The organism is Mycoplasma sp. Z386 (assembly GCF_054343375.1).
On record NZ_JBTGVC010000019.1, the window covers coordinates 1 to 26282 of the forward strand.

Below are 26282 nucleotides of genomic sequence, written 5' to 3' on the forward strand. Positions count from 1 at the left end.
ATATATACAATCTAAATTTTATTATTTTTTTCTTTGTTAACTGGGAAACACAGGTTTTTTGGTAATTAAAAACATAATGTAAATAGTAAGTTTGATTTTTAGTAATAACTTTAATACTATCCCTCCCTTTTTCATAAAAATGTTCTACTTGAAGAATTTCTCTAACATTAATATCAATTTTTTCAATTTTAAATCAATCAAAATTTTTAGGATGTTCTATTAAATTAGCACAACTTTCTCCTTTTAACCTTCCTGCTTCTATAGTAATATTGCTTTTATTAATTTTAATTCACATAACAGTATAAAAAATAGCAACACTTAAAATAATAATAGCACCAAGAAGAGAAACAGCAAAAACAACATAATGCGTATTAAAGTATAAATCTTGTAAAAGAGTTCTTACTAACATCACAAAAAATAATCCATATAATGGTAAAATTAACCGATAAAAACTTCTTGGTACAAAGAACTTTATTTCAATTTTCTTTTGCAAGTATACCACCTTTCCCTATGCTATAAATTATAAACAAAAAAATAGGTTTTACCCTATTTTTTACCTGTGGTTGTATTAGTTTCAGCAGCTGTTTCAATTGCTGCGTTTTTAAATTGGAATTTTTCTGGAATTTGTGTAATATTATCAAATAAATTAGTTTTATAATTATCACCATATAATTTTTGAAGTGCTTGTCTATAAGAGTTTTTTTGATCTTTACCACCACCATAGATTAAATCATATTGTGGTAAGTGATATGCATTTGAACTAGAACCACCATAAATTCCTTTATAATCGTATCCTTCAGATCTAAATGCTGAAGCAACTCCTGTTTTTGCACTATTATTGGATGTATGATATATAGCAACTAATTCGTTATTCTGATTTCTAATTGAAGAACCAGAAGCTCCACCAATTGGAACATAGTGTTTTGGTAAATAAGATAAACCAGCCGCTATCAATTGTTTATTATGATCTAACTTAGCAACATGTAAATCTTTTCCTGTTCTTGTAGCAGAAATAAACGCATCAAGAACACCGGGTTTATCAACAAAAGAACGGTATCCTATTTCGTAAGATAAATAATTTCCCCTATTGATTTGTTCATCAGTATAATTTCATTTACCTGTTACTTGATCATAATTAATACCATCAAAGTATTTGGTTTCCGCATTTGTTCATAAACTAAAGGAATAAGGAGCATCTTTTATTTGATCGTCTTCTTCATATCTTATTAAAAAGTAATCATTTCTAGCAGAAGGATAACCTACAATGTATAAATTATCAATATTTGGTTCTGGATTTGCATAATTTAAGTTTTTATTAATTGCAGCATATTTTTTTAAATATGATTCAGTTTTGAATTTAATTTGTTCACTTGCATGATTTGCATATTCATTTGTAATGATTTTTGCCATTTCTGCAGGGTTGCTTCTAAATGCTTCTTGATTAAAAGAAACTGAACCACCTTTTATTCCTGCTGAAATACCTACATTTGAAGCATCGATTTTTGTAAAATCAATTTCAATAACTGCAAAATCCGCAAATTCTTCTGTATTTTCAAATTTTGCTTTTTGATCTTTAGCAAGAAAATCAGAAGGTTTAGAGTTTAAAAAATCTTCTCCACTATAAACTACTTTTACTGGTTTTTCAGATTGTCCAGCTTTTGGTTTCATTTGGAATCCAAAACCAGTGAAATTTTCATCGTGAGATAAAATTTTGAATTTGGTTCTAACAGCAGCATCTCTGTTTAATCTTGTTAGTCCAAAACCAACGGTTTTATCATTAAGTGCTTCTGCAACGTGTAAGTTAGTACCAAAATATCATTTGGTTGGATAACTTCCATCTGTTGTTTTCTCATAGTCTAAAATTCACATTGTTCCAGAAGTTGCTATAGAATATTTTGGCTCTCCTGGATGTTCTGGATCTGGATTGTTAAATTGCACATGGAAAGTTTGTAGTGCAGCAGTTTTATAATGATCATTTGTTAAATATCTTGCAATACCATCAACTCTAGCTAGATTTCTTCCTGCTGAATCTACTCAAGAAGGTCCTTTACCCAACTCAGGAGCATCATATATTTTTAATCCATCATAAGTACCATCTTCATTATAAGAAGGAACTGTAAATCCTTTAGCTAAAGCACTATCAAAAGTATCAATTCCTGCTTCTTTTGCTTTAGCATCAAATTTAGTTTTTTCTTCTTGTGTTATGTGTACATCTTTTCTAAATGTTGATTCATCATAACCTGGTTGTCTTTTAAGAACAGTTAAATATTCAGCATTATCTTTTTGATATCTTTGATCTTGAGATCATTCTGTTAAATATTTTTGTTGTTCTGTTTTAGGAAGTTGTGTTAAATTTTGTTTAATATAACCATCACCATCTGTTAAAACAGGTGTGCTACTAAAACCAGAAATTTGAATTGTTTTTTCTGCTTTTATTTTTGGATCTTTTTTAGAAACAAATTCAAATAAAACTCTACCTTGTCCAGTTATACTAGAGATGTCAGTTCCATTTGCATCTCTATCTGGAATTGCAGCTAGTACATTAACTTTTACATCCTTTTCATTAATACCTACTACTTCAGGTTTTAAACTAGAAATATTTTGAGCAAATTTAGCAAAAGTTACTGATTCTTTAGGACGATTGAATTCATCATAACCTTTATAATCAACATTAATATTTTTTACAAGATTATTTCATCTTTCTTGTGTAATTGGACCGGAAATTACTGCATTTCCGGGTTTATTTGGATCTTTAGGATCTGTTTTACCAGGTTGTGAGTCAGAAGGATTTAATTGTGTTTGACAAGAAGAAAACACAATTAATGAAGATGAAATTAAAGGTAATAATAAAAGTTTTTTTGTTTTTTTCATTTTTTCTCCATTCTAACTAAAGTCAAATTTTGGATCGTCTTTATTAACAACATCCACAATTTTTCCAAGACCTCTTAGTTGATTAATAAGTGCTGTGTCATAGTTATAAACTTCAAAATGAGTATCAGAACCAAAAGTATGATCACTAAAATTAATTAAAGTATTTAAGTTTGCAATTCCTTCTGAATTTAATGTGTGTGCAGATGAATCAGCTAAAATTCTGATTTTTTTAGTTACTTTTCCATTATCAAAAACTATTTTACTTTTTGGTTGTTGCATTCCTTCTGTTGCTAATACTGTTGCAAATTGTGCTCCATTCATTTCAGAAGCACTAATTTCAAAAGTATCACCTTCATTATGTAAAATAATTCTTTTTAGTTTTCTTGGTTTATTTGAAGGTTTGATTGTATCTGAAAAAATTAAACCTTTTAATGATTTTAATTGTTTTGCACCTGATAAATCAAGTCCTGTTGGATAACTGTTTTCCCCTTCATTGTGATCTGGATCTTTTCCTGGTCCAAAACTTCCTTGGAAGAATGGTTCATTATTTCTAACATAATAAACCATTCTTAAAGCATTATTGATTTCTGTTAAGTCTTTATTTGGTCCAATATTAACATCGTTGAAAGCAATTGTATCAAAGGTAATTCTTGTTGCAATTGTTTGTCTTGAAGAATAATTGAAACTTACATTATAGTCAACTGTGTTAATTCAAGCAACTTTTTTAAGAGCAATAGGGTTGATTGCTCAACCTTCTGCAAGGGAATTTCCTGTTGTTAATAAAGAAAGTTCATCTATTTCTTTATCTTTAATTGCTAAAAGTGCACTTGTATTGTAATTTTCAAAGAATAATTCTAATTGTGGTAATTTATTTGGTAGTGCTTGGAAAATACTAAAGAAATCATAGTTTGAAGAACCTTTTTTACCAATGTTGATAATTCTGTATGAAGTTATTTGTTCGTTTGCTTTAGTTAAATCTTCAATTAATTTTTTGGTTTTTTCTAAAGCATTAGGATTAGCAACATCAATTGTTACAACAATTCCTTCATTTCTTGCATCTGCTTCTGGTTCATCTCTTGTTAATTTTTCAAATTTGATTCCTTGACCAGGAGTGAAGTTATATTTAGAAGAATAAGTGTTTGTAACATCTGATTTTGTTCACCCTGGATAAGTTCCATTTCTAATTTCATCAGGATATCTTGCACGTCAATCGTTGTAACCAAATACCCGTTTTTTAGAATTATCTCTTGTTATTCTTGCTGTTACTGAGTTAATTAGTGGTGAAACAGCATATGAATCAATTTCTCCATCATCATTTATATAAACATTTGAATTATCATCATAAATAACCATACCTTCACCTAAATTTTTAATAGCATTAGATGATAATTTCGTAAATTTAGTCATATCTAAAAAGGAAATTATTTTTAATTTAGCTCAATCTTCATTTTTGTGAGCTTTAAGTTCTTTGTAATATGCTTTTTTTCCTTCTTCAGTTAAAAAGTTAACAACTTTATCACCATTTGCAATTAATTTTCAAAATTTATCAATAATTTTTCTATAATAACCAGTTGATCTATAATCGGTGTCTAAAGCCTCTTTAATTTGATCATTAGTTAACTGTCCTGAACGAATTTCAGGAAAATCTGCCTGATTTAAAGGAACATCCTTAGCTAAAGCTCTTAAACTACTTCTTTTATTTGCTTCAATGATTTTATCAGTAACTTTAATACCTAATAATTTAGGAGTAATTTGATTAATGTATTCTACTCTGTTTGCATTACCTGCTGCAATATCTCTTTGATCGATTTTTCTTGCTTGTGGTTTTTCGATGTTTACCCTAATTTTTTCACCATAGAAATCCACTGTTATTTCTGTGTTTTTATCACGAACTGGATCTGGACTTGGTGGTGTTTTAACAGTAGGGGTTGGTAAAGGTTTTGGATTTTCAACAGGTTGTGTAATTACAGGATCTGGAACTTTAGACTCAGGAGCAGGTTCCGGTTTTATTATGTCGATAATAACAGGTTTTTCCTTTGGAGCTGGTTGCTCTGGTTGGGGTTCTGGTTCCTTTGGTTGATCAATAATAAGGGGTTTTTCCGGATCTTTAGGTTTATCTGGTTCTACAGGTTCTGGATCGGGTTCTGGCGGATTTGCAGGTGGTGGTGGGGTTTCAGAAATTGGTTTATTTAAAGGTTCTTCTTTTTTTGGTTCTTCTGGAACCGGTTCTTCTTTTTTAGGTTGCACTTTTTTAGGTTCTTGGTTATTATCTCTGTGAGAGTTAAAACCATTTTTAAAATTTAAGTTATTTCCAGTGTTGATGGAAGTAACGTTATCATTTAATAATTTAGAACGATCAGCTGAATTTGCTTTATCAGTAGTTGAAACATAGAAAAGAGCACCTACAGTAATAGGTGTAACTATAGACACGGAACTTATTGCTATAATTTTTTTATTTTTAGTACTTTTAAAAAAATTTGTTCCCATGATTCCTCCTTTATTTGTTTCTTTTATTTAAGTCCAAGTTCTTTGTCAGTTGGAATATTTAAATTTGAACCAACATAACTAAATATTTCAGGACTTTGGTTTAAATATTCACCATTAATTATTCTTATAACTGAATTGACTGTATCTGCTAAAGGAACATATGCTCCAGGTTCTTTTGTAAAGTGTTCAGTCATAAAGAAGTTTTGTGAAAAGAAGTTTTCTAATTGTAATGCTTTTTTAACAATTTTCTTACTTTCGTCATCAAGTTCATCAAATCCTAAAATTAAAATAACATCTTCTAAATCTTTATAGGTTTTTAAAATTCTTTTTGCTTCTACTATTGCATTAAAGTGAGCTTCTCCTATAATTTTAGCATCAACTGAATTTGATGAACTAGCAAGTGGATCAAAAGCAGGGAAGATGTTTTTTGCTGTTTGTGCTCTCGAAAGCACTAAATTACCATCTAAGTGGTTAAATACAGCAACAGCAGAAGGATCACTTATATCATCCATTGGTAAGAATACTGTTTGAAATGATGTAATCCCTGCATTTTCATTTTTAAATAAACGTTCTTGAACGTGAGCAACATCACTTTCAAGAGTAGATTGGTAACCACCAACTGATGGTTTTTTCCCAAGTGAAGCACTAACTTCGTTTTCTGCTTGCACAAAACGATAAATGTTATCTATAAATAATAAAACATCTTTTTTCTCTACATCTCTTAAGTATTCTGCAGCTGTTATTCCAATTGGCACAATTGACATCCTTGCACCTGGAGATTCATTCATCTTAGAAATATACATTGATGAATTTTGCATTAAATTGGAACTTTCTAGTTCGTTAAATAACTCAATTGCTTCTCTAGAACGTTCTCCAGAACCGATGAAAATGTTGGAAGTTGATTCACTATTTTTATTAACATTAAAAATGATTTCTTTCATTAAAACTGTTTTTCCAACTCCAGCTCCACCAAAAATCCCAAGTTTATAACCTTTAATAATTGGCATAAAGAAGTCGATAGCTTTAATTCCTGTTTCAATGATTTCAATTTTGGAATCAAGCACCCTTTCTTTATTAATAGTTGAATTCATTTCTACATATAAAGGATTTGTTTCACGGTCAGTTAATAAAGGTTTTCCATCAAAACTATAAATGTTGTTTTGAGCCAAAGAACTAACTGGAACCATAAAACTTTTTCCTGTATTAACAACAGTTTCTCCAAGGGAAATTTCTTTATATAAATAAATGATAATTGCTCTTACTACTTTATTATTAACAAGTCTTTTAACTAATAAATATGTTTTGCCATCGTGTAAAGTTAAAATTGTGTTTAAAGTTGGTAGATTACCTTCTAAAAATTCAATTTCTACTACATCTGTTCAAAATTTAATTATTTTTCCATTCATAATTATCTATCTCCTGTTAATTCTAAAAGTGTATTCATTTCTTGTTCGCTAAAGTCAATAAATTTATGCTCTACTTCTATTTCTCAATTTAATTTTAATTTTTTAGCATATTGTAATAAAGCATATGAGAAGTAACTTTTGGTAATATTTTCATCATAAGGTTCGTTGTTAATAATTTTTTCAAAAATTTCTTTTGCATCTGGATTAGCATCAATTAGCACGTTTAAGAAGGTCATTGCTTTTTGTTCTTCTTTAATTCCTTTAAGAGTTCCTCATAAAATTAGTTTGGACATTAATAGAACAAATCTGTGTGAATAAAGTGAATAACCTCTTTGCATAAACATTTTATCAATCATTTTTCCTTTATATAAAAGGTTTGTGGTTTCTTTATTAAATTCATAATCAAGCATTGCTAATTTTAAATGTCTTTTATAAGCACGGAAAATCTTACCTATTTCTCCTGCTACTTTTGTAATTGTTCTTGATTGCACTGAACTACCTGTTCTGGATACAGATAAATCAATATCAATAGCTGGTAATCTACCACTACTAAATAAATCTGCACTTGTTACTAATTGACCATCAGTGATGGAAATTACATTAGATGAAATTAAACTTGTAATATCTCCATCTACTGTTTTTAAAATAGGTAATGCTGTAATTGTTTGACGTCCAACAAAAGAACCTGCTCTTTCGAGTAATGATGAGTGAGCAAAGAAAATATCTCCTGGCATCGCTTCTTTTCCAACTGGTTTATCAGTTAATAAAGCAATTTCTCTAATGATATTAGCATGTTTTGTTAAATCATCAAAGACAATTAAAACATCATCATATTGTGAAATGTTTTCAGCGTGAGCCATTCCAATGTAAGGTGCTAAATATTGTTGATAAGCACTTGTTGAAGGTGCATCAATAATAATAGTGTTGTCTAAAGCATCATATTCTTTTAAAGTTTCATAAAGTCTAGAAATATCTTCTCTTTTTTGTCCAATGGCAACATAAACACATTTAACATTGTTTTTTGCTTGGTTAATCATTGTATTAACAACAAGATGGGTTTTTCCTGTTTGACGATCTCCAATAATTAATTGTCTTTGTCCTTTTCCAATTGGAATAAGTAAATCGACAGAAATAATTCCAGTATAAAGTTGTTCATTTAAAGTTTTTACTGTCATTAAATTATGGGCATCACCAAAAATTTTGCTCTTTCTTGAAAAAGAGTTTCCTTCAATTTTTCTTTTGGAAGGAAAAATTTCGTTTCCGTGAATATCTAAAATTTTTCCAAAATGAGAATAAGAAGTTTCGATTTCGTTTTCAATTTTTACTTCTACAATTTCTTGACCTATTTTAAGTTTTTCTAAAACATTATTATCAACTAATAAAAATGCTCTAGTATCTGTAGCACTTACAACCATCATTCTTGCTTCTGGAAATTCTTCTGTTGTAAAATTTTGTCTTTGTTTATATTCATAATCACCAGTTACTTCAACTATATAATCAAAAATAGCTGTAATTATTGGGTTTTTCTTTTGCATGTTATATTCCTCCTATAGTTCCAAATAAAATTAATGCAAGAGCAAATACGATAACAATAGTTGATAAAATAATTATTGCAATATTTGCTTTTAAAGTTGATTTATTACCTTTAGTTTTTGAATTTAATTGGTTTGCACTTGCAAGAGCAACTGCTCCTAATCCTGCTGTACCTAAAATAGTTCCTATTACTGTTAAAAATAAGTTTTGTGATTTAAATTCTTGTTGTAATAATTTGTTAGCATTTGTATATTCGCTATTAAAGTTTTTAGAGTTTTCTTCTTTATTTTTCTCATCTGTTTCTGGTTTTTCGTCTTTTAAGAAACTTTTGACGATGTTAAATTGTTTTGCTATTTTACTTAGTAAAGCTAAATATTCTTCATATCACTTAATGGTATTAAAAGTTTTAGCTCCTGCGTGTTTTTTAATAACAGAAATGTCTTTTCTCATATTTTCAAAAAGTTTATTGATAATATCTGTATTGGCGTGATATTTTTGGAATTTATCATTAACTTTTTTTAGTAGTTCTGGTTGATTTTTTAATAACTGTTCGTATCTTAATAACTCTTTTTCGTAACCTTCAGGAAGAATTGAATAAAATTCTCTAAACTGAATTCTTGAAGTTTTAAGTGAAGAAATTAATTGTACATCTAGTAAATTAAGTCCATCTTCAATTACTGAAGCATTATTTAAATTGTTACTTTTATTTAACTCAACACTAATTGGTGAAAGGATTTGTGATTGTTTATCAACAAAAGTTTTATTGTAATATAACTCTTGTGTAACAACATTAATCATTGTGAGTAACCTTGTTTTTAATTGATTACTTTCTAGGGCATCTACATCAATTTTTTCATCTAATTGTAGTGATTTATAAAGATTAACAAATATATTTCTTACTGATTTAACATATTCTTCATAAATTTTTTGAAAACCTTTATTTTTAGGTATTGTAATAAAGGTTTTATATAACCTTATGTATTCTGGTTTTACTAAGTCTTGAATTCTAATCGTTGCAATATAATTATCACTATTAGTATCTTTTTCTATTGCAATAACTTTATATTCAAAACGAGTATTGATTGGATTATTGAAGAAGAAGTAATTTTCACTAATTGGTTCTGCTTCAAATTCTGATGATATCTCTTCTGCAGTTTTATCTAAATTTTTAGTTAACACTTCAGGACCAAGAATTGGGAGTTTTTCAATATATTCTTTTGGATTATATGGTTTAACATCTACAATTTGGTCGCTTGGTTGTGAATCTACATCGTCAATTGTTGGGATTTCTGGAATAGAATTATCTGTTTGTTCTTTTTGTTTTTGATCTTCTTGCTGTTCATCATCTGTTTTATTTTGATCCAAATCAAAAGCAGTAAATCTATTTTCGTATTTGCTTTTAAAATAATCATCTCAAGTTGTAAAACCTTCTGGTGGTTTTGCAACAAGAGCACTTACTGTACTTCCATCACCTTTAGAAATAGTTTCTGGAGTAAATTCAATATCAGGAATGTCTTTTTCATTATAAAAGACATCTGTTATTCTTTCTTTTAAAGAATCATTATATTTTTTTAGATAATTATTTACTTCTGTACTTGTGTAAAAGTTAGATTCTTCTTTTTCAGCTTGTTGTTTTCCTTTTGTTCCTATTGCTTTAGTATAACTTGTATTGTCTGATGTTTCGTTAAAAATTACATTATCATATGTTTTTCCTTCAAAAGTTACTGTTCCACGTTTAAAATTGTCTTTTTGTGAAAAAACATTTGGGAAAGTTACATTTAACTTATTTCCATTAGGATCAGAAGCCATTTTTTCTTTATTTGCTTCAAGAAAATTTTTAAGAGTTTCTAAATAGTAGTTTTTCTTAGCTTTATCTTCAAAAGAAATTTTTTCATCCACTTTTAGTTTATTTTGCTCATCTGCTAAATTCTTAATAGCGATATCGACAGCTGTTTGTAGTCCGGTTTTAATTGCATCTTTAGATATTTTAGCAAAAGTATCAAATTGTGGACTTTTTTGTTTTTTTGCAGCTGGTTTTTCTTTATCATTTGCTGTGCCATTTGTGCTTGAAGTTCCTGAATTAGGTTCAGGATCAGCACTTGCAAAAAAAGCAGCTGGAGTGATAACTAAAGGTAAGGCAAAAGTTGCTAATAATTTGTGTTTATCTTTATTATTCTTTTTCATTTTCACTTACCTTTCTTAAATTTATTTCTTTTATCACTTCTGCTTTATATAAAGTAAATATTAATTCTTTTTCTTTTATTGTGTTATCTAAATTAAAACTTAACTTATTCATTGATTTTGTAAAATCTAGTTCTTTTTTTAGATCTTTTATTAAGGAATTATCGTTATTTTTTGCAGTTGCTAATTTGAAAACTTCTTGTTCATTCAAAGAGTTAATAATTATTTCATTTTTTAAAATAATGAAATTTGCATTTTTTAAAAAAAGATATTTATCAGCTTTTGATTTTTCCTTTATTTTTATGAGAATTTGTTCAAAACAAGCAAGCGATTTTTTTTCAATTTCACTTCATTTAAATTCGTCTTTAAAATACAATTCTAAAGAACTATTTCAAACTTTCAAAATGGAATTATCAATAAAATTAATAGTAATGCTATATAAATTAGAATTAGTTTTCATTGCTTTCTCCTTTATTAAATACAGAGAAATTACCGTTATTTTTAGTTAGCATTATAATTTCTTCAATTTCATTTTCTCTTTTGATTTTGATAATTTTTCTTTTTGTAAATTTGATTTCTTTTTCTAAATCTTTTAGGATTTTATTAACTCTTACTAAGTTTAATTTAGCACTATAAAATAGTGATTCGATAATTAAAGATTGCACTACATTTTCAATATAAATATCAATACTATTTTGCACATATTCAGCAACATTTGGATAAATATTGAAATCAAATAAATCTTTTGGAAGATTTTTTTCATTTGTATTAATTAACTTATGCATTTCAAAATTTTCAATTGGTAAAATTGTGAAATAACTTTTGTAATTCTTATTTGAGTTTAAAACAAAATTCACTTTTTTGTATTTTTCTTGTTCATAGAGAAATTTAATTAAAGTGGAAATTGTTCTAATTTTTGTTGTGTCTTCAAGATCAAAACTTTTTAAAATGTTTAGATTATTACTTTTTAAAAATTCTTCTGCTTTTTTTCCAATAGCAAGAAAATCAATTTTTTTGGTTTTAGCATTTGCTAAAATCATTTTTTCATATCTAGAATAAGAGTCAGTAGAGTATTTTTGCTCTTCTTTTAAATAAATTCATAATTCTTTTTCTTTGATTATAGTATTTGAAAAAAGTCCTTTAATGGTTGATTTGAACTTGTTTTTTCCATTATCAATGATAAAAGGATTTTGAATGTTATATTTATCATTTAAATGTCTGATTGATTCTCTTGTTAAAAAGGCATTATCTATATAAAATTTAAGTTTTTGATTCAGTTTTACTATGGTTATTAATAGAATATTTTTCTCGCTGTTAGCTTTTAAATTAATTTTTTCTAAATTGTTCTTTTTTTGAACTATTTTTTTTAAATGCATATTATTTTGCTATTTGATTTGTGTAATCTTTTTTAAAAACTAATTTCATCTCTTTAGAATAAGAAGAAAAATAAATTATTATTCCAGGTAAAACTTCAACATAGAAATTTCTTTCCATTAAGCTATTAATTTCGTTGTTTAATTTGGTTAAAAAGTTTTCTTTAACTAAATTTTCATCATATCTTAAATCAAAGTGTTCAGTGTTTGAACTTATTTCTTTTACTAATATTGGAACAAGAAATTTTGGACTGAATTTTTTGTTTAAACCAAAAGAAATAATAAAATCTAAATAAACTAAATCATATTTTTTTACTAAAGCTTTAGTATAAATTGATTTATATTCTTTTATAACATCACTTTCAAAACTCAATCCTGTGCTAAGTAAAACTGATGACATCAATCTTGAATATGAAATAAATTTTTCAGAAGCTTCTATTTCTTTGTATTTTTGTTCTAAATCATAGAAAGGAAATAATAAAGCTTCTTGTTCTTTACTCAATTTGTTCTTTGGTTTTTTACTAAATAGTTTTTTCATTATTTACTCCCTTTCTTTTTAGGTGATTTATTGTGTTTTAAGATTTTTACTAATGTGATTCCAGAATCAATAAGTAGGCTAATTAAAAATGTTGATAAAATGGTAATTATAAAGATAATTAGAATTTCATTCATAGTAAAATCAATATTAAATGATGATAAAGCGTAATTTTGTCTTTCAATTAAAATAGTGTTTAGTGATGAAACAAAAAGTAATAAACTAATTGCTCCTAAAAAAACAAATGTTAATAAAATCATATAAAAACTTGTATTTTTAATGTAAATTAAATAAAAAAGTGAAATGATTGTCGAAATGACAACAGAAATTATTAAGATAATTGAATTAATAAGTAATTCTGTAGAAAATCTTGTTGCAATCATAACCGATATTCAAATTAAAAGTTGTACTACAACAAAATAAAATGATGGGTTAATTTTGCCTTTTGGTTTCAAGAAAGAAACAAAATTAGATGCAAAGTAAAGACTTGTAAATATTAAAATAAAGATAATTTGTACAATTAAAGCAATATAACTATTTTGCTTACTTGCAGAAATAACATCAGTATTTTTTTGTGTTGTAATTAAGATAAAGACAAATCAAATTATTAATGCAACTGCTGAACTTAAAAAGAGAATAATTTGACTTTTAAAATATAAATGGTTATATTCTCTTTTCAATAAAAACTGAATTTTTGGAAAGTTCATTCCTATTAATAAGATTGTTATAGTTAAAATAATAGCAATCATATAAATAATATTTAAGGATGTTTTAACTGAAAACAATTGTTCCATAAATAAATAAATTTGACTTTTATCTAAAATTAGCGCTGGTAAATCATTTTGTTGCTTTTCGATTAATAATCAAAAAATTGAGATATATCCAGCTACAAATAAAATTTGTGCGATTGTGGAAACAATAATTGAAGAAAGTTTATTATTACCAATTTTGTTTTTATTTTTCTTTGTAAAGTAAAAATAAAAGTAATTTGCTATATTTAAAATTGTAAGTGGAATTAATATAAATGTTAATCAAAAATGTTGATATACATTATTATCTGGTACATATTTATCTAAATTTGCATATGGATTAAAAACAAAAAATAATATAAAAGCTGCAATTGAAAATAAATAATAAAGAATGTACCAAGGAATATAAATTTTTATCAATTCTTTATGAAAAACTAAGTTTATATAGTTTTTTATAATCGAATAGAACAAGACAAAGAATAATAAAGAAACTTTTGATATTATTAAAAAATTATATTGTCTTGCAATTTGTAAAGAATTAAATGATAAAAAGTAATCTGCTCTTTCTGCTCTACCTAAAATTGTTGTATTATAGAATATTAAAATTAATAATAATCCAACAAAAATAGAACCTACTAAAGAATATTTCAGAACATCAAATAATCAATTATTTTTTGGTTTTGTTTTATATCTATTAATTATTTTCTGATTCTGTTGCTGTTGAACTGTTATCAAAAGTAAATCCCTCCTCTACGTGATCTAAACCTTGTGGGAACAAGTTGGTTTTGAAGTTTGTATCACTTCCATAAAGTTTTTTCATTTCTTCTCTGTATGATTTTTGTTGATCTTTTCCACCACCATAGATTAAGTCATATTGTGGTAAATGATATGCTTTATCCCCTGTTCCATAAGCACCTTTAAAATCATATCCTTCAGATCTAAAAGCTGCTGCTAATCCTGTTTTTGCTCCACTATTTGCTCCGTGGAATACAGCAACAAGTTCATTTTTGTCATTTCTAACAGATGAACCTGATGCTCCACCATAAGGAACATAATGTCTTGGACTATAAGCCAATCCTGAAGCTACTCATTGTTTTTTTTCTGAATCAGTGTATAAATCTTTTCCAAGTCTAGTTGCACTTATGAATTCATCAACTACTCCTGGTTTATCTGTAAATGTTCTATATCCAACTGAATAAGAAAGGTAATTTCCTTTTTTTGCTTTTTCACTGTCATTTGTTGTTACAGAGCCTTTTGGAAATAATTCACTATCTGCATTTACTCATAAACTAAAATCTCTTTTTCTACTTTTTATTTGATCTTCATCTTCATATTCTTTTAAGTAAAAATCTTGAAGAGCTAATGGATAACCTAAAATGTATAGACTATCACCTTTGTATTTTTCTAAATCTTGTTTTAATAAAGGAAAATCGATTTGTTTATAATCTTTTAGATATGATTTTTTTAAGAATTTTATATGATCTTCTTTTTTGTCTGCATAGTCATTTGTAAATAATTTTGCAAATTCTGATTTATCGTTAAATAAAGAATTGATTTTTGCTGAATCATATGATTTATTTCCGTATGTAATAGAAGAACCGTTTTGACCAACTGTTTGCTGTAGTTTTTCAAAATCCAATTCAATTACAGCAAAATCAATAAATTCTTTTTTATCTTTAAAAGTATTTTTTTGTGCATCTATTAAGTAGTCAGAAGGATCTTTTTTAAGAAAATCTTTACCTGAAAATACTACTTTAATAGGTCAATTATTTTTATTTGTAAGATCTAAAGGGAAACCAAAGCTTGTAAAGTTTTCATCAAATCCAAGTAATTTAAACACTGTTTGAATTCCTGCATCAGGATTTAAACGAGAAAAACTAATAGATGCTGTTTTATTAGTTAAAGCATCTGCAACGTGCACATTTGTTCCAAAATATCATTTTGTTGGATATTTGTTATCATCTTTTTTCTGAAAGTCCATAATTCACATAGTCCCAGAAGTTGGATGGAACACTTTTGCATCTTTTTCATCTTGATTATTAAAAGTTACATGGAATGTTTGTAAAGCAATTTTCTTATACATTTCGTTTGGTAAGTATCTTGGAATACCTACTATTTGATAAGGATCTCTTTTTGCTGCATCTAATCATGAAGGACCTTTAGTTACTTCTGGTTTATCATATATATCTAAACCTTTATATTCACCTTTATCATCATATGAAGGAAGTGTAAATCCTTTCATTAAAGAGTTGTCATAAGTATCGATTTTTGCTTCTTTTGCTTTTGCATCAAATTCTTTTTTCTTTTCTTCTGTTATTTTTAACTCTGGTCTATAATTCGCAGCATCAAAGTTGCCTGCACCTTGAGTTAATTGTAATTTTAGTGTTTTAACATATTCTTCGTTATCAATATTAAATCTTTCTTCTTGATTTGAAGTAACATATTTTTTCAAGAAAGTTACATTATCTGTTTTTTGTAAGTTAGTTGGAATTGAACCATCAGAACCAGCATTGTAAGGATTGCTTGCAAAACCATCAACCACCACTTCTTTAGTATATTTGATTTTAGGGTCGCTTTTTAGAGTGAATTCAAATACTATTGTTCCTTTACCAGTTCTATTGGAAATAGATAAACCTTCTTTATCTCTTTCTACTTTAAAGTTAGTTATAGAAGCAGATACTTTATCAGAATCTTTTCCACTTATTGTGAATTTAACATCTTCAAGAAAATCGTGTAAATCTGTAAAATATACATTTTTTCTGTCAGTTTTTGGGGGATTTTGTGTAAAAGATGTATATTGTATATTAACAGAATCAGCTACTGATTTTAAAAAAGTATTTTTTCTTTCTTCTGTATCTAATGGTAAATTATCATTTCCTCCGTTATTATCGCCAGGATTTGGTTTGCTTGTGTCATTACATGAAATGAATGCAAAAGAACTTATTCCTATTAATAATAAAGGCATAAAAATTTTTCTTTTTTTCATTTTGTCCTTCTTTCTTAGTTAAATTCAAAGTTTTCTGAACTTGAATATGCTACTCTTTTTCCGATATTTTGCATTTGTTTATAAAGCATTGTGTCATGTTCTCCAACATAAATTGTTGTATTGCTATTAAAGTTTCCATCGCTTCAATCTAAAAGAGTATTAAGGTTTCTTACTCCTTCTGGTGTTAATGAATTTACTCCATTTTTAGAAACAATTTTGATTTTAGATGTCTGACTTCCGTTAGAAAAACCAATTTTGCTTCTTGGCATTTGTGGTAATGTTTGATCTAAAATGTCAGCTCATTGTGCATTATTCAATTCATCAGCATCAATTTCAAAAGTATCACTATTGTTAAAAAACTTAATTCTTTTGAGTTTTCTAACTCCATTAGAAGAGTTGTGAATATCATAGAAGCGCATTCCACGCAATGATTTAATTGATGGTGCTCTACTAAAATCTAAACCAAGAGGATAACTGTTACCACCTTCATTGTGATCAGCATCCAATCCTGGACCAAAACTTCCTTGGAAAATCCCTTCATTATTTCTTACAAAATATGCCATTCTTAAACCATCATTAATTCTTGTTAAGTCTTTATAAACTGTTGGATTACTTCCTAAATCAGATTCTTCAAAAGATAGTGTATCAAATACGATTCTAGAAAATACTTTTACTCCATAACCATATTCTCTACTTACATTATAATCTAAAGTATTAACAAAAGCAACATTTCTTAAAGCTAAAGGATTAATACTTCATGAATCTGAATGCACATTTTTAGTTGTGTATAAAGATAATTCATCAATTTTTTTATTTTCTAAAGCAATAAGTGCTGATGTGTTATTTGTTTCAAAATATAACTCAAGTTGTGGCAAGTTATCTGGCAATGCTTTAAAAATATCATAAAATCTTTGGTTTGCATCTTTTGTTCCGATATTTTTAATTTTATAAGATGTTATTTCTAAACCGTTTTCTTTTGCTTGTCTTATAAATCCAAGAGTTTTAGCATAACCTTTGTTGTTGGATGCATCGATTTCTACTACTAAACCTTTATTTCTTTTTCCTTGAATAGGTTCATCTCTGGTGAGTTCACTAATTGTAAAACCATCACTTCTTGAAACGTTATAACTTGTGAATCGATAGTCTGATGTAACATCTCTTTTAGTTCATCCTGGATAAACTCCTTTTTGTACATCTTCTGGAGATCTACTTCATTGACTAGAATAACCAAATACTCTTTTCTCTGAATTATCTCTTTTTCTTGTTGCAACCACTCCATTTATTAAAGGTTCAAAAGAGTATGAATTTATTTCACCATTTGCATCGATATAAACATTTCTATTTTCTGGTTCAATAACATATCCTTTTCCAAGCATTGTTTCTACTGCTTGTGATGTTTTGGTGAATTTGTTTGGATCAATGTAAGAAATTATTCTTGCATATCTTTCGTTTTTATCTTTTAAAGCTTTTAATTCTGGGTATTTTTGTTTTCCTTCATCTGTTAAAAACTCCCTAACTTTATCACCATTTTCAATTAATCTTGAAAACTTATCAAAAAGCACTTTATAATAGTCTTCATTTAACTCTATATACCTTGAAATGCTAAACATATCAGAGTTTGGAGTTCTAAGTGAATCTCTTTCTTCTTGATTAAAAGTTCTTGTTAATGCTTTAATTGCACTTTTAGTATTTGCTGCTCTTATTTCATCTGTAACTTCTATTGAATTAATTTTGGGGGTTATATTAGCAACATAAGGAACTCTATTAGTAATTTTTTTAGCAACATCATCAGAATGAAGAATTCTTTCTCTTGGTCTCGTAACGTGAGCAACAATATCAGTATTCTCAAAATGAAGAATTTCAATATTTTTATCCTGTGGTTTTGGTTGAACTGGCTCCGGTTGTGGTGTTTCTACGGGTTTTTCCACTGGTTTTGGTTGCACAACTGGTTCTTCAATTACTACCGGTTGAACAGGTTCGGGTTTTGGGGGTTCTACAGGTTGTTCTGGCTGTTTTGGTTCTTCAGGAACAATTGCAGGCGGTTTTTGTGGTTCCTCTTTTGGTGTTTCAGGAGTAACCTTATTATCAACGTTGATATCAATTATCTTTGGATTTTCCGGTTCAGGATCATCTGGGGTTATTGGTTCAGGTTCGGGTTTAGGTTCTTTTTCTGGGGGTGGAGGTGGAGTTTGTTTTGGTGGTGAAACCAAAATTTTTTCTTCCGGTTTTTCGCTTGCGGGTGGTTTTAAAGGTTCTTCTGGTTCTTTTGGATTTTCACTAATAGTTATTTCTGGTTTTTTCTCCGGTTTTTTTATTTGTTTGACTTTTTGGTTGTTATCTCTATGAGAAAATAAACCATCTTTAAAATCTAAATTGGTTCCTGTATTAATAGAAATAATGTTGTCTTTTAATAATTTAGATCTTTCGGTTGAATTTGCAGAATCAGTAGTTGCTGCAAAATAGATACCCGCTCCTGTAACAGGTATTGTAATAGAAGTGGTTAAAATAGCAATTGTTTTTTTAACTTTGCTTTGTTTTAAAAAATTTCTCATTTTTACCCCCTAAATATGAAAAATGTTTTAATTTTATATTTTGATTATACTCCTATTTTTTTTTTTTTTTGTTAAAAAAGATAAAAATAAACAAAAATTCCTTTTTTTATAACTTTTTAAATCTTTTCGAAAAACAAAAATCTTTCCTATAAAAAGAAAGATTTTGTATTATTAATATGTAAATTCAGTAATCTTGTCGTTTTCAACAATTACGAATTTATCTCCTTTATTTGCACCATATGGTTTTAAAGCTTCTTTTGCTTTAGAAGGGTTATTTTTGATTTCTTTAAATAATTTAATTGAATCTAATGATGTAAATACTGAAGATGTAACTCCAAATCCACCAATCATTTTTTCATTATCTAAAATACCAATAATTGCTGTATTTGGTCTAAATTTAGCAACCATTTTTAATAATTCACCTGTTCTTGATAAAACAATTGCATATCTAATGTCTTTTTCAGCAGTTAAGTGAGCTAATTTATGAGCAATTTCTGCTCTTTTTCCTGAAGAAGCTTTAGCAATTGTTGCTAATTGAACTCTGTAGAATAATTTATTATAAAATTCTTTTTCTGCTCTTTTGTTAATTGTAGACATAACTTGAACTGATTCTAAAGGATAATTTCCTTGTGCTGATTCACCAGATAACATAGTAGCATCTGCTCCAAGTTCAGTTGCTCAATAAACGTCTGTTACTTCTGCTCTTGTAGGTTGTGGTGAATTTTCCATTGAATCTAACATTTGGGTTGCAACAATAACTGGTTTACCAGCTAATCTACATTTTCTAATAATATTTTTTTCATGATATGGAACATCTTGATAAGGAATTTCTAAACCTAAATCTCCTCTAGCGATCATAATTCCATCTGATTCAGCAATAATTTCATCAATTCTTTCAATACCTACGTGTGATTCAATTTTTGAAATAATTTGAATGTGAGAACCACCATTATCATTTAATAATTTTCTCAATTCTTGTACGTTTGCTGCTGAGTTAACAAAAGATGCTGCTATGTAGTTTACACCTTTTTCAATACCAAATTTAACATCATTTATATCTTTTTCAGCTAAGAATGGTAATGAAAATTCAACACCTGGTAAATTAATTCTTTTATTTGATTTTAATTTGTGAGTGTTAACCATTTTAACAACAACTCTTCCTGGTTTAACAGTTTTAACAACTGATTGCAGTTTACCATCATCAAATAGAACTCTGTCACCTGCTTTTAAATCTTTATCCATTTCATATGAAACAGAAAATTGTTTTGCAGTTCCTTCAAAGTTTTTAAAATCATTTGCATTTGTTAAAATTGTTACTTCTGAATTCGCCTCAATAACTTGAGCTCCATCTTTCATTTTTCCAACTCTAATTTCTGGACCTTTTGTATCAAGTAAAATAGAAACTGGAATGTTTAACTCTTTAGTTATTTTTTTAGCATTTTCAAATTTTGCATTTTGTTCTTCAAAATCACCATGTGAAAAGTTTGCTCTAATTGTAGTAACTCCATTTTCAACAAGTTTTTTTAATAATTTATAGTCCTGAGTAGAAGGACCGATTGTAGCGATCAATTTTGATCTTTTATCTGTAATACTCATTTTTCTCCCTTGATTAAATTAAAACATCTTCTACATTTTACTATTTTTTTATTATTTTTATAAAAAATAAACTTTTTTATTCGTTGTAAATTTCAATAGAAATTAAAGAAAAATGATCATTTAAATTAAAAAAGTTAAAAAAGAATTGAAAAATTTCTGTTTTTTGATTTTTTATATTTTTTTAATTTAAGTCTGTTTTAATGAAAAAAGTGCAAAAAAACCGCTTTTTAAAGCGGTTTCTTCGCTTAGATAGAGAATTTTTAAATATCTCTAAATACCCGCACCTTGGCGGCTTTTTCCAATACATAATAATTCTAACATATTTTTACAAAAAATTTAAAATTTGTTTTATTTTTTTATCAAATAAACTATTAAAAGTAGTTTGAAGACCATTTTTGGTAATAAAAATATCAAATCTATATGGTAAACCGAATAAATTTTTTATTTTAAGTAAATATTTTAAATCAGAATAAAAAATGATTTTATTTATTTTTTTAAAATTTTTTAAAAATTCATCTTCTAGTTCTAATAAATAAAAATATTGTAAATTTTTTTGGTGAGCAATATGGTTTCTTAATTTTTGCAAAAAATTAAAAAATGCAGTTATTTTTGCCATTGATCAATTTTTAGGAAAAATTAAATTTATAAAATTATTATTTTTTCCAAATTCGCTTACTATTTTAAATAAAGAAATTAAAGTTCCTAATTCAAATTTTTCTATATCTCTTCAAATATAATTGCAATCTTTATATTTTTTTATTTTTTCCATTAAAAATTTAAATTCCTTTATTTCAAATGCTTTTTGTTGTAGTTTATATAATAAATTTTTCTTTTCTTTTTTTTGTAGATTTAATTTATGTAATATATTGTTTATACATATATTATTATTTAAACATTTATAATTAAGTTCATATATCTCATTTTTACCATCAATAAAATATAAAAATTTATTTGTTTTAGTGTGATATTTAAAATAAATTTTTTTTCTTTCGTTTTCACTTATAATAAATTCAAAATTTTCTTTTGGCTTATAATTTTGCAAAAATATTTTTCAATTTTCGTCAACTTTTAATTTTTTTTCATCTTTATATATCTTCATACACATTGCTATATAATTGCTAATTTGACTTTTCAATTTTCCTTCTATTTCAAGAATTTTTTTAAATAATAAAATAGAAATTTTTTTATTATTTTCATTAATTTCTTTTAATAAATTAAATGAAAAATCTTCATAATATATATGTTTTTTCATTTTTGAATTAATAAATAATTGTTTAAAAATATTGTTTTTACTAATTTTATTTATAGATAAATTTTCTTTTCATTCATTTAAATTAAAATCTTCTGTTTTCTTTGCAAAAGCAATTTTATAAGGTGTTATAAATTGAATATAATTATTACTTTTTAAATACTCTTCAGCTGCCGTTTCATCTTCAATTTGCATTTTCTTTTCTTTTTTTAACCTTTGAACTTGTTGGTAGAAAGTTAAAAATACTTTTCTATTTGTTTCATTCATAATTTAATTATATTACTTTTAAATTTGTTTATTAAAAATCAGAAGCATAAACTTCTGATAAAAATAATATTTATATTTAGAATTAATTATTATTTAAAAGTTTAATATGAATTGTATTTTTATTAATTACTTCATTTTTAATTTCATTATTAGAGTTTGCACCTAAATAAATTGGTTTGATACCTAGTGCTATATCTAAAAAATTATTAAGACCATAAGATATTTTCTTCACATTTACAATTTCATATTCAAAATAATCTCTTGTTACAGGAGGATTATAAGTATCTTTTAAAATATTATAGCTATCATTTAAAAATCTAATTAAATTAGTTTTTTGCTCTAAATAAAGTAATTTTTCTTTGGAACTGCTTTTTTGATTAATTTCTTCTAGCATTTGATCAGCAGTTTCTTGTGTTGTGGATTTTATTCCATATCTTGCATTCATATTTTTATATTCACTTGAAGAAAATAATTGTGATTGCAATGATAAATAAGCAAATAAATCTTTAGAATTTTTATTTGTATATTGATTATAACCAGAAACTCATAATGGGGTTACTTGATTTGTATATTTATCTTCTGGTGAATGTTGATTAAATCAAAACATTAACTTATATTGCATCATCCCAAGTGGTGCATAACCAGTAGTTTTGTGTGGTTGATAAACATCTTCATCATCTTTATACTTTACAAAATATACTTTAAATTTATTTGTATCATAACTTGTAAGTACTTTATCAATATCTAAAAATTGAGCTAATTTTGGGTCATTTAGTTCAATAATAATTGAAGGTTTACCAAATGAAGAATCTAAATCATCTCTATTATTATATTTAGAATCACTAAATGCTTCATCGAATTCTTTTGTTGATTTTCTTGAACCTTCTTTTGAAATTGATACTAAAGACTCAAACAAGTTTGTATTAGTTTTATTTTTATTAATTCAAGTTTGTGAATATAAATTACTTATATTTAATGTTTTGGATTTTGATTTTTCTGTGCCACTTACTAATTTAAAAGTTAATGTTAAAGTTCCATTTAATTCATCTTGATTACTAAAACTATTTTCATCAAACTCAAAAGTGATATTATCATCAAATTTATTAATAGAAAGATTTGATAAATCAAAGAATTTAAATAAATTTTTTTCTTTTAATAATTCTTCTTTAATACCAGAAGCTCATCAATGTTTTTTTAACTCAAGTCTTTGAATTTGATCAATGAAACTATTTAATTGATCACTAGTTAATTGGTTTTTATTTACTTTTGTTTCAATTATTTTAAAAGAGTTATTATCAACTTGATTAATATGAATATTTCCTATTCCTAATATTTTATATGATGCTCCAAAATCTAAATTTGAACTAAAAACATCTAGTTGATTTGTTTGCTTATTTCATTGACTTTGTAAATTTATATAACTATTTGTTGAACCATTTTTTTCTACCACAACAATAGGATTTTGTTTAAAAATAAAGGCATTTTCTTTATTATCAGTATTTAAAGATAAACTAATTTTATGTTCATAACTATGTTTATCAAATAAATAATTTATAGAATTTATTATGTTATTTTTCTCTTTTGCAATTTCCACTTGTACTTCATTTGTACCTTTATTAATTGCAGAAACAAAAATTGGTTTATTGTTTAAAGTAACTTTAGAAACTTTGAAATTCCCACTTGGCATTTGAGTTAAATTTAATGTTCCTGTATAACTATTATTATTGGATTTAGTTAAAGGTAAAACTCATAAACCACCATAATCACTTTCAATTGTTGCTTGAACATTTTCATTGCTTTGTTCTGTTAAATCTAATGATATATTTAAATTATTATTACTACTATTTAAATTAACATTTTGATATTTAATTCTATTGATATGGGTATCAATTGTAAATTCTTTTCCTTCTTTTAAAGTAAAATCCACAGTACCATAGTTATCACTTTCAATTTCTTTTACTAATTGAAAAGACTTTAATAAATAATTTTTATTAGGACGTAAATCATAATATAATGAATCACCATCAGATTCTGGATCTTCACTTAGTTGAATTCTAACATTATCAAGAGTTAATTGAGTTTTACTATTGTCTTTGAATGTTGATGTAAAGTAAAGTTTTGTATCTTCATTTGTTTCTTGATCTCTTAAAGTTGCAACAAAGAAATATTGTTGTCTTTTAAGTGGAAACATATCAATTATTCCAAAATTTAATGAAAGCACATCTGAAAGATTTTCATTAATTTTATCTTCTATTTTATAATCTAAATTATTTAAAATTACAGGTCTAGTTCACTCTTTAGTTGTAAAATTATATTCATTATTTCTAGTTGGTAAAGTTAATACACGTCCATTTAACATAACATTAGAAAGTGTATATGTTGTATGAAAATCTAAATTATCTACATTAATTTCCACAAAATTATTATCAAGATTATAATCATTTGATTTAGTTGAATTTCTATTAGTAAATTCTAAGTCAAATTCATGATGATTAGAATCTACTAACTCATGTTCATTAAATTCAATTCTAACAGTTGCTGATGTTTCAGTTACATTTTTAAATATTACATTGCTTATTGTAAAGGTATCTTCACTAACATCTTTAGATGTATTAAAACTTATTTTATTTTCTTCACTTAAAACAGCATTTTCGCTATTTAAAGTAAGTTCATTTAATTTATAATTTGTTTGTGGATTTAAATTTTCAAGAGTTAATAATAAATGATTATTTGCTAAATGTTTGAAATTAGATATTGTTATTGTTGTTGTAGCATTTGCTAAAAATTTTGCAGATAAATGACTTAATTTTTCATTAGTTAACTCTTTATTTAAAGTTAACTCAAGAACTGCAGAATTTTTAGTTTTTGAAACTAATTTAACACTTTCTAGCACTAATTCGTTTGTAGTAGTTCTAAAACTTTTATTAGTTGACTTAATGTTTAAATCTTTATTATTATATTTAATTTTATTAATAGTATATACAGTATTTGGATTTAAATTATCTAAATGAAAATTATAGGAATTTGTTTGAGAATTAAAAGTAACTGAAATGGATTTATTATAATCACTTACTTCAACATTAAAAAGAGAAGGTTCGATATTTTCGTTATTATTTAAGTTAAAAGAAATATCTAAACTATTATTTGAAATGTTAGTTGCTTCTAAAGTTTCTACTTCATAGACTTTCTGTTCTGCTGCTTTTTTAGTTATAAAATTAAAATCTCTATTAACAGTTTCAATTATTTTATCATTGAATCTGATATTATAAAATTTATATAAAGTTTGAGAACTTAAATTTGAAAGTTCAAAAGTTATAATAGTTTTATTATCTTTTTTTTCTAAATTTGAAGCAACAAAATCTATATCATTAAAAGTTATTTTAAATTTTCCTTTATTATCAAATTTAGAATCATTAGAATTTATTGTTGCTTGAATTTTAGCATTGGTTTCATTAAATTCTAGCAATGAAATTGTGGCATTTTCTGTATTTTTCTGTATATTTGATAAATTATTTGATTTTTTTAAACCAAAAACAAGTCCTAATGAAGTTGCTGTTACTACTGTAGCAGCACCACCTAATATTATTAAAATTTTTTGTATCTTTTTATTTTTCATAAACACCTTTCTAAATACTTAAAATTTAAATTTTTAATTTTTACTTTATTATTATAAAACAATTTTATTTGGATCATTACTTTTTATTAAGATAACTAATTAAATATTAAAAATCATTATTTGAAAATTTATCTATATTAATTATTTAAAACTACAAAAATATATGCATTTTTTTAAATTAACTTATTTTTATAAAATGATGAAAATAAACACTAAATTTCTTAATTATACTCACACTTGAGAACAGGACGTTTTTGAGAATTTATACGAAAAATCTTCAGAAAAAAATAATTTAAAGTTTGGTTTAAGTCATTTTATTTCCGTTGCATCAAGTACTTATAAAACAGATATTAAAATTGATAATTTACAAACAATTTCTAATTACAATGTTTTTAGAAAAGGCGATATTGCTTTTGAAGGTCATACCAATTCAAAATATCCTTTTGGTAGATTTGTTGAAAATACAGTAGGAAACGGGATAATTTCAAATATTTTTAGTGTTTTTAGACCAAAAACAAAATATGATTCAGAATATTGGAAATATGCAATAAATAATAATTCTATAATGTTAAAAGCTTTAAAAAATTCTTCAAAATCAGGAATTATGATGAATTCTTTAGATATTAAGGAATTGAATAAACAAATTATTGTTTTTCCTTTTTTAAGTGAACAAACAAAAATAGCAAAATTACTTTTATCTTTAGATTCAGTCCTTTCACTTCACAAGCGTAAATATAATTTTCTAAAAAACATTAAAAATACATTACTTGACCAGATGTTTCCATCTCAAAATTCTGTAATTTTCCCTTTAAAATTTGAAAAAGTGACTCACGCTTGAGAACAGGACGTCCTAGAAAATTTAGCAACAGTTTCAAACGGAA

General features: G+C 26.0%; 16 protein-coding genes. 1 reads left to right on the forward strand and 15 read right to left on the reverse strand.

The window, feature by feature from the left end; all coding sequences use genetic code 4:
* From ACXX85_RS03015 to ACXX85_RS03085, 15 genes are all read right to left on the reverse strand, one after another.
* The coding region (locus tag ACXX85_RS03015; protein WP_458560601.1) for a hypothetical protein at nt 1–493 on the reverse strand (493 nt) is incomplete at its 3' end.
* A gap of 53 nt (nt 494–546) precedes the next feature.
* Nucleotides 547–2871: an Ig-specific serine endopeptidase MIP gene (mip, locus tag ACXX85_RS03020; protein WP_436358377.1), complete on the reverse strand. Its 2325-nt coding sequence runs from the start codon at nt 2869–2871 to the stop codon at nt 547–549.
* 12 nt (nt 2872–2883) lie between these two features.
* Nucleotides 2884–5358 carry a putative immunoglobulin-blocking virulence protein gene (locus tag ACXX85_RS03025; RefSeq protein ID WP_436358378.1) on the reverse strand — a complete coding sequence of 825 codons (2475 nt, stop codon included), beginning with the start codon at nt 5356–5358 and terminating at the stop codon, nt 2884–2886.
* A 23-nt stretch (nt 5359–5381) separates the two neighbouring features.
* The gene (locus ACXX85_RS03030; protein ID WP_436358379.1) at nt 5382–6764 is read right to left on the reverse strand and encodes an MSC_0618 family F1-like ATPase beta subunit; all 1383 of its coding nucleotides are present in this window, start codon (nt 6762–6764) and stop codon (nt 5382–5384) included.
* A gap of 2 nt (nt 6765–6766) precedes the next feature.
* A complete protein-coding gene (locus ACXX85_RS03035; RefSeq protein WP_436358380.1) occupies nt 6767–8299 on the reverse strand; it encodes an MSC_0619 family F1-like ATPase alpha subunit in 1533 nt (510 codons plus the stop codon).
* Between the two features lies 1 nt (nt 8300).
* On the reverse strand, nt 8301–10481 hold the full coding sequence (locus ACXX85_RS03040; protein WP_458560602.1) for an MSC_0620 family F1-like ATPase-associated subunit: 2181 nt from the start codon (nt 10479–10481) through the stop codon (nt 8301–8303).
* Nucleotides 10468–10938 (reverse strand): MSC_0621 family F1-like ATPase epsilon subunit, encoded by a 471-nt coding sequence (locus tag ACXX85_RS03045; protein ID WP_436358382.1) that lies wholly within the window; start codon nt 10936–10938, stop codon nt 10468–10470. Before ACXX85_RS03045 ends, ACXX85_RS03040 begins: the two co-directional genes overlap by 14 nt.
* Nucleotides 10928–11854: an MSC_0622 family F1-like ATPase gamma subunit gene (locus ACXX85_RS03050; protein ID WP_436358383.1), complete on the reverse strand. Its 927-nt coding sequence runs from the start codon at nt 11852–11854 to the stop codon at nt 10928–10930. The genes ACXX85_RS03045 and ACXX85_RS03050 overlap by 11 nt, the downstream gene beginning before the upstream one ends.
* A gap of 1 nt (nt 11855) precedes the next feature.
* Nucleotides 11856–12389, reverse strand: a complete 534-nt coding sequence (locus ACXX85_RS03055; protein WP_436358384.1) for an MSC_0623 family F1-like ATPase-associated protein — start codon at nt 12387–12389, stop codon at nt 11856–11858.
* Nucleotides 12389–13870 carry an MSC_0624 family F1-like ATPase-associated membrane protein gene (locus tag ACXX85_RS03060; protein ID WP_458560603.1) on the reverse strand — a complete coding sequence of 494 codons (1482 nt, stop codon included), beginning with the start codon at nt 13868–13870 and terminating at the stop codon, nt 12389–12391. Before ACXX85_RS03060 ends, ACXX85_RS03055 begins: the two co-directional genes overlap by 1 nt.
* Nucleotides 13830–16121, reverse strand: a complete 2292-nt coding sequence (mip, locus tag ACXX85_RS03065) for an Ig-specific serine endopeptidase MIP (RefSeq protein WP_458560604.1) — start codon at nt 16119–16121, stop codon at nt 13830–13832. The genes ACXX85_RS03060 and mip (ACXX85_RS03065) overlap by 41 nt, the downstream gene beginning before the upstream one ends.
* A gap of 14 nt (nt 16122–16135) precedes the next feature.
* Nucleotides 16136–18673: a putative immunoglobulin-blocking virulence protein gene (locus ACXX85_RS03070; RefSeq protein ID WP_458560605.1), complete on the reverse strand. Its 2538-nt coding sequence runs from the start codon at nt 18671–18673 to the stop codon at nt 16136–16138.
* 171 nt (nt 18674–18844) lie between these two features.
* Complete coding sequence (gene pyk / locus ACXX85_RS03075; RefSeq protein WP_436358388.1) at nt 18845–20269, reverse strand: pyruvate kinase; 1425 nt, start codon at nt 20267–20269, stop codon at nt 18845–18847.
* Between the two features lie 325 nt (nt 20270–20594).
* The gene (locus tag ACXX85_RS03080; protein ID WP_436358389.1) at nt 20595–21785 is read right to left on the reverse strand and encodes a hypothetical protein; all 1191 of its coding nucleotides are present in this window, start codon (nt 21783–21785) and stop codon (nt 20595–20597) included.
* Nucleotides 21786–21867: 82 nt separating this feature from the next.
* Nucleotides 21868–25401, reverse strand: coding sequence for a fibronectin type III domain-containing protein (locus ACXX85_RS03085; protein ID WP_458560606.1), 3534 nt, complete (start codon nt 25399–25401; stop codon nt 21868–21870).
* Nucleotides 25402–25597: 196 nt separating this feature from the next.
* On the opposite strand from ACXX85_RS03085, the gene ACXX85_RS03090 reads away from it, so the two are divergent.
* Nucleotides 25598–26282, forward strand: a 685-nt coding sequence (locus tag ACXX85_RS03090) for a restriction endonuclease subunit S (RefSeq protein WP_458560607.1), incomplete at its 3' end; no start/stop codon positions are given.